At 30.8% G+C, this 7,401-nt stretch carries 4 protein-coding genes; all 4 read left to right on the top strand.

Annotated elements, in window-relative coordinates; translation table 11 throughout:
- Positions 1-2,398, top strand: a 2,398-nt coding sequence (gene dnaE, locus KGF39_RS18460; RefSeq protein ID WP_227823428.1) for a DNA polymerase III subunit alpha, incomplete at its 5' end; no start/stop codon positions are given.
- A gap of 208 nt (positions 2,399-2,606) precedes the next feature.
- A complete protein-coding gene (gene pfkA / locus KGF39_RS18455; protein ID WP_054275253.1) occupies positions 2,607-3,566 on the top strand; it encodes a 6-phosphofructokinase in 960 nt (319 codons plus the stop codon).
- 51 nt (positions 3,567-3,617) lie between these two features.
- Complete coding sequence (gene pyk, locus KGF39_RS18450) at positions 3,618-5,378, top strand: pyruvate kinase (protein ID WP_227823427.1); 1,761 nt, start codon at positions 3,618-3,620, stop codon at positions 5,376-5,378.
- Positions 5,379-5,552: 174 nt separating this feature from the next.
- Complete coding sequence (rlmD, locus tag KGF39_RS18445; protein WP_227823426.1) at positions 5,553-6,911, top strand: 23S rRNA (uracil(1939)-C(5))-methyltransferase RlmD; 1,359 nt, start codon at positions 5,553-5,555, stop codon at positions 6,909-6,911.
- The last annotated feature ends 490 nt before the right edge of the window (positions 6,912-7,401 follow it).

The raw sequence follows: 7,401 nt of genomic DNA, 5'->3' as shown, positions 1-7,401 counted from the left end.
GGAGATAACTTCAAAGGATTACCTATCGTCATATTTTTGTTATGAGAGAAGAGAAGAAGTTATAGATTATGTTAAGAGAAAATATGGTGATGACCATGTTGCACAGATAATAACTTTTGGAACAATGGGTGCAAAAGCTGCAATAAGGGATGTTGGAAGAGTATTGGATATAGGTTACAATAAAGTTGACAAGGTAGCCAAGGAAATCCCGTTTGCTTTGGGAATGACAATAGATAAGGCTTTGGATACAAATCCTAATCTTAAAGAATTGTATGACCAAGACCCAGAAACAAAAGAGATAATAAATATATCAAAACAGATAGAAGGTATGCTAAGACATGCTTCTACTCATGCAGCAGGAGTAGTTATATCAAAAAATCCTGTAGATGAGTATGTACCTTTATACAAGCATCAAGATGCAATCACAACGCAATTTACTATGACAACACTTGAAGAACTTGGGCTTTTAAAGATGGACTTTCTAGGGCTAAGAACTCTTACAGTTATAAGAGATACACTTGATTTAATAGAAAAGAATAGAGTCATAAAAAACTATACAGAAAAAATAGATTTTTCAAAGATGGATTATGATGACCCAAAGGTATATGAGATGCTTTCATCTGGAAATACGTTAGGGGTATTTCAATTGGAGAGTGCTGGGATGAGAAGTTTTATGAAACAACTGAGACCAGACAATTTTGAAGACATAGTAGCGGGAATATCCTTATTTAGACCAGGACCAATGGACTCCATACCTGCATATATAAAAAATAAAAGTAACCCAAAAGATGTAACATACCTACATGAGAAATTAAAGCCTATAATGGAAGTAACATATGGTTGTTTGGTATATCAAGAACAGGTTATGCAGGTTGTTAGAGATTTAGGTGGATATAGTTATGGACGAAGTGACTTGGTTAGAAGAGCCATGAGTAAGAAAAAGATGGATGTAATGGAAGAAGAAAGACAGTATTTTATTCATGGTAAGTTTGATGAAGATGGTAACTTAGAAATTGCAGGTTGTATTAGAAATGGTGTAGAAGAGGAAATAGCTAATAAAATATTTGATGACATGATAGACTTTGCTCGTTATGCATTTAATAAATCACATGCAGCTGCATATGGAGTATTAGCATATGAGACAGCTTATCTAAAAACATACTATCCGGTTGAGTTTATGGCAGCATTGATAACTAGTGTAATGGGAAACACTGATAAGGTAGTTGAATATATAAGAGAATGTAAAGCACTGGAAATAGATGTATTGCCTCCAGATATAAATAAGAGTTTTTCAAAATTTTCAGTTGAAGGAGACCATATAAGATTTGGTCTAGCAGCTGTAAAAAATGTTGGTGTAAATATAATAAACAATATAATTGATGAAAGAGAATCTAATGGATTATTTGTAGATTTAGTAGATTTAGTCAAAAGATTAGACCAAAAAGATACAAATAAGAGAGTAATAGAAAGTCTAATAAAATGTGGAGCTTTTGATAATATAAGTGAAAATAGGGCTAGTCTAATGGCTGGTTATGAAAGTTTATTAGAAAGTGTCTCTATGGATAGAAAGAAAAATGTCCAAGGTCAAATTTCTCTATTTGATGCTTTTGGAGACAATGAAGAAGATAGTGATTTTCAACAAATATATAGTTTGCCTAAAAGGCAAGAGTATGAAGAAAGAGAGAGACTTAACCTTGAAAAAGAAGTCTTGGGAATGTATGTAAGTGGACATCCTTTATCACAATTTGAAAAAGAATTGCAAGAAAAAACGTCTATGGATAATGGAAAATTGAATTCATTAAAAGAGGAAGAAGAATCATACCTACAAATGAATGAAACAGATGTTATAATGGGTGGAATGATTGTAACTAAAACTATAAAAACTACAAAGCGAAATGAAATTATGGCATTTATTGAATTAGAAGATTTGTATGGTGCTATAGAAATAGTAGTTTTCCCTCAACTATTACAAAAATACAATGTCATTTTAAATGAAGATAATATAATCTATGTAAAAGGAACATTAAGTATAAAAGAAGGCGAAAATGCAAAACTTATAGCTAGAGAGATAAAAGATATAAATGATGATACTGACTTTACAGCTAGAAGCCACAATTCAGGAAGAACTAGAAATGTGGAGAATATTAAAGCAGAAAATGGTAAAAAATTGTATTTGAAAATAGATAGTATGTCTGATACTGATACAACTAATAATATTGTAGAAATAGCCAAACAATATCCAGGCAATGACAGTATATACTTATATCCTATGGATGAAAATATAAATGGTGAACGTAAAGCATATAAAATGACTGGAGCATTAACTTGTATATGTGATGAATTTATAAATAACTTAGAAAGGTTACTTCCTAAAGATAACATAAAAATAAAAGCTTGATTTTTTATATAAAAATCTAAATATATTATAATAATATGAAAAATATTGTCCGTTTTGTGATATAATATCACAAAATGGACATTTAAGGACATTTAATTTTTTTAGTCTTGATGGGATTGAAAAGTGATATAGGGACAAAAAAAGTCCATTAGAATACAATAACAACGATTATAATAAAAAATTGACATAAAATCCAAGGAGGTAAAAAATGAAAACTATAGGATTACTAACAAGTGGAGGAGATGCTCCAGGAATGAATGCTGCGATTAGAGCGGTTGTAAGATCAGCAATATATTATGGATGCAAAGTATATGGAATCAATAGAGGATATAAGGGATTACTAGAAGAAGATTTAACTGAAATGAACCTATCTTCTGTTGGAGATATTATACACAGAGGAGGAACTATATTAAAATCTTCTAGATGTGAAGAATTTAAAACAGAAGAAGGTCGATTAAAAGCAGTAAAAATTCTTAAGAAATATAAAATCGATTGCTTAGTTGTAATTGGTGGGGATGGTTCATTTGCAGGAGCTCAAAAACTTAGTGACTTAGGATTCCCAGCTATAGGTATACCAGGAACTATAGATAATGATTTAGCATATACAGATTATACTATAGGATTTGATACTGCAATGAATACTATTATAGATGCTATAGGTAAGATAAGAGATACATCATCATCTCATGAAAGAGTTAATATAGTAGAAGTTATGGGAAGACACTGTGGAGATTTGGCTTTATATGCAGGTCTTGCAGGAGGAGCGGAAACTATAATAGTACCAGAAGTAGATATTACAGTAGATGAGGTTGCTCTAAGATTAAAGACTACTCAAAAAAGAGGTAAGAGACATAGTATAATCGTTTTAGCAGAAGGAGTCGGAAGCGCCAGCGATTTAGAAAAGGAACTGAAAAAAGAGTCAGGAGCAGATTTAAGAGTAACTGTATTGGGTCATGTCCAAAGAGGAGGAAGCCCAACTGTATCTGATAGAATACTAGCAAGCAGACTTGGAGTAAGAGCAGTAGAATTATTATTAGATGGAAAATCAGCAAGAGTTGTAGGAATAAAAGAAAACAAAATAATTGACTTAGAAATAAGCGAGGCTTTAGCTCAAAAGAAAGTATTTGATAAAGAAGCTTATGAGATGGCAAAAATATTATCTATATAAGTTTTAGTATTAAAAATAAATCTGTGGAATAATATCTCAGGAGGAGCAAATATGTTAAATAATGTAAAGAAGACAAAAATTGTTTGTACACTAGGTCCAGCATCACAAAGCGAGGAAGTTTTAACTCAACTTATGCAAAATGGTCTAAATGTGTGTAGATTTAACTTTTCTCATGGTTCACATGAAGAACATAAGGAAAGAATAGATATGGCAAAGAAAGTTAGAGAAAAATTAAATAAGCCAGTTGCTATATTATTAGACACTAAAGGTCCAGAAATTAGAACAGGTAATTTTGAAGACCCAGAGGTATTTTTAGAAGAAGGACAAAAGTTCACTATAACTATGAAAGATATTATAGGAACTAAAGAAATGTGTACAGTAAGTTATAAAGGTCTTGCTGAAGACGTTAAAGCAGGAGATTCTATACTAATAGATGATGGTTTAGTTGGTCTAAGAGTAAAAGAAATAAATGGAGAAGATATAGTTTGTATTGTTGAAAATTCAGGAGTAGTCAAAAATCACAAAGGAGTAAATGTACCTGGTGTTAAAATAAATTTACCAGCAATAACTCCTAAAGATATAAGCGATATAGAGTTTGGAATAAGTCAAGGAATAGATTATATAGCTGCTTCTTTTGTAAGAAAGGCATCTGATGTACTAGCAATAAGAGAAGTATTAGAGAACAATAATGCAACTGATATACAAATAATATCTAAAATAGAAAACCAAGAAGGTGTAGAGAACCTAGACGAAATATTAAAAGTTTCTGATGGTATAATGGTAGCTAGAGGTGACTTAGGTGTTGAGATACCAACTGAAGAGATGCCAATAGTTCAAAAAATGATGATAAAAAAATGTAATGAATTAGCAAAGCCAGTTGTAACTGCTACTCAAATGCTTGATTCTATGATAAGAAATCCAAGACCGACAAGAGCAGAAGTTACAGATGTTGCCAATGCTATATATGATGGAACAGATGCGATAATGTTATCTGGAGAAACTGCTGCTGGAAAATATCCTGTAGAGGCAGTAAAAATGATGGCTACAATAGCAAAAAGAACAGAAGAGACTTTAGACTATGACAGATTATTAAAGGAACATGGTACTAATAATGTTACAGTAACAGATGCAATAAGTCATGCAACTTGTACAACAGCAGTGGATTTAAATGCATCAGCTATAATAACATCTACTTCTTCAGGATACACTGCCAGAATGGTATCTAAGTTTAGACCAAAATCTCCAATAATAGCTACTACAAATAATGAAAAGACTATGAATAAATTAGCTCTTACATGGGGGGTTTACCCAATTAAATCTTCTGTTGCAGGAAATACAGATGAAGTTATAGAAAAAGCGATTGAAGCAGCTAGACAAGCAGATTATATAGATAATGGAGAATTGGTAGTTATAACTGCTGGAGTACCAGTAGGAGTAAGCGGAACTACTAACTTAATAAAGGTTCATGTAATAAGCGAAGAAATCGTGCAAGGTATAGGTGTAGGTACTCAAACAGTAGAAGGTAAAGTTCGTGTAATAAAGAATGGAGATACTTGTGTAGACTTTAATGAAGGAGACATACTGGTTTCTACTGCTACTGACGCTGAAATGAACAATTATATAGAGAAAGCAGGAGCTGTAGTAACTGAAAATGGTGGAATGACATCACATACAGCTATTGTAGGTATAAATTTAGATATACCAGTTATTGTGTCTGCAACTAATATAACAAATCTAGTAAAAGATGGAGAAGTTGTAACTGTGGATGCATCAAGAGGTGTGGTATATAGAGGTTCAACTAGAGTTTTATAAGAAAAATAATAAATTTATTTACCAAGGGGCTTTATAAGCTCCTTTTTTTTTGGTAAAATAAAATATTGTAGCTTAGTAAAAAATATAGTTTAATTAATAGCAATATTTTAATATAAATTTAAAGAAAAGAGTTTGTAAAGATTTAAATATAATAGATTGATTGGAGGGTGATTTATGCTTTCGAAAAACGAGGTGTATATTGTAGATATAGTAGACATTGGGCAAGGCGGAGTAGGAGTAGGAAAGTACAATGGTATTACAGTTTTTGTAGAGGGCGGATTAATACAAGATAAAGTTAAAGTTAGGATTAATAAAGTAAAGAAAAATTATGCTGTAGGAGATATTGTTGAGATAATAGAAAAGTCTCCATTCAGAGTGAAAAGAGTATGTAGTGACAATCTTAGAGATTGTGGAGGGTGTCAGATACAAGATTTAGATTATAATAAGCAACTTGAAATGAAAACGAATGAAGTTGAGCAAGTACTTACAAGAATAGGAAAGTTAGAGGATGTAGAAGTTCATGATACTATAGGAATGGAGAATCCATATAGATATAGAAATAAAGCTCAATTTCCAATACAAAAGAACAATGGAGTTCCAATTATTGGTTTTTATAAAAAGAAGACTCATGATGTAATATCAACAGAAAAATGTGTAATACAACATGAGATAAATGATAAAATCGTTAAGATAATAAAAACATATATAAGAGCTTATAAAGTAAGTATATATGATGAAAAGACTCATACAGGGTTAATTAGACATTTGGTAACAAAAATAGGTTTTACAACCAAAGAAGTAATGGTAGTATTAGTAGCTAATGGAAATAAACTTCCATATCTTAAAGAATTGGCTTCAGTACTTAAGGAAAATATACCTGGTTTTAAGACTTTGGTTGTAAATGTAAATCAAAAAGATACGAATGCTATTCTAGGAAGCGAAAATATAGTTGTCTATGGAGATGGCAAAATAAATGATTATATAGGTGACTTAGTATTTGAGATTTCACCATTATCATTTTTCCAAGTAAATCCTGTCCAAACTAAAGTATTATATGATAAAGCTCTTGAATATGCAAATTTAAAGGATACTGATACTGTTTTTGATATTTACTGTGGTATAGGTACAATATCTTTATTTTTGGCACAAAAGGCTAGAAAAGTTTATGGAATAGAAATTATAGAGGATGCCATAAAAGATGCTAAGATAAATGCTAAATTAAACAATATACATAATGCTGAATTCTATGTTGGTAAGGCAGAAGAAGTTGTTCCTAGGATGTATAGTGAGGGTAAGACTGCCAATGTAGTGGTTGTAGACCCACCTAGAAAGGGATGTGACGAAAAGGTATTAGAAACTATTGTTTCAATGAATCCAGAAAGAATAGTTTATGTTTCTTGTAATCCTTCTACTTTAGCAAGGGATTTAGATTATCTAAATATGCACGGATTTAAATGTGTTGAGGCACAGCCTGTAGATATGTTCCCTCATTCTACTCATGTGGAAACTGTGGCTAAAATAATCAAGCAATAGTAACGTTTATATAGATTATATTTTAATAATATATTGTATTTGCCACCATAAAGCGATTTTGGTGGCAAATTTAGTCTACAATCTATCAAAAATCTCTAAGGTTTTATTTTTAATTCTATAGAACTTATTATAGTTGCAATTTTATAAGAAATAGTCAATCTATAGATACTAGATTTTATACAACTCATTTTTTCCATAGAATCATCTATATATTCTATAGCTGAATATTATTCAATATTTTTGTATTGTAATTCATTAGCAAATGTGTGTACTACAAATGTCAATAAACATATGAAAGTACATATACCACTTATAATTACTTTTCTGAAACAATAAAATCATCTCTTCTTTCTTTTTTGATACAAATTTACATCTTTATTGCATCGTATTTTAAATAAAAAATAAAACTATGAATAGTAGAAATCTATTTTAATTAGTTTCTAATATAAGACTATTTAAAGTAGATAAAACTAAAAAGGGTTCTCTAGAA

Origin of the sequence: Clostridioides sp. ZZV14-6345, assembly GCF_020657775.1 — a bacterium.
In the GTDB taxonomy this organism is placed as follows: domain Bacteria; phylum Bacillota; class Clostridia; order Peptostreptococcales; family Peptostreptococcaceae; genus Clostridioides; species Clostridioides difficile_D.
The sequence above is the reverse complement of the archived record's forward strand: the minus strand, read 5'-3'. Positions and strand labels throughout refer to the sequence as shown.

What these genes read in the sequence shown, in the direction of transcription:
- pyk (WP_227823427.1), top strand. Translation starts at nt 3,618, where the DNA reads ATGTTAAATAATGTAAAGAAGACAAAAATTGTTTGTACACTAGGTCCA.
- rlmD (WP_227823426.1), top strand. Translation starts at nt 5,553, where the DNA reads ATGCTTTCGAAAAACGAGGTGTATATTGTAGATATAGTAGACATTGGG.
- pfkA (WP_054275253.1), top strand. Translation starts at nt 2,607, where the DNA reads ATGAAAACTATAGGATTACTAACAAGTGGAGGAGATGCTCCAGGAATG.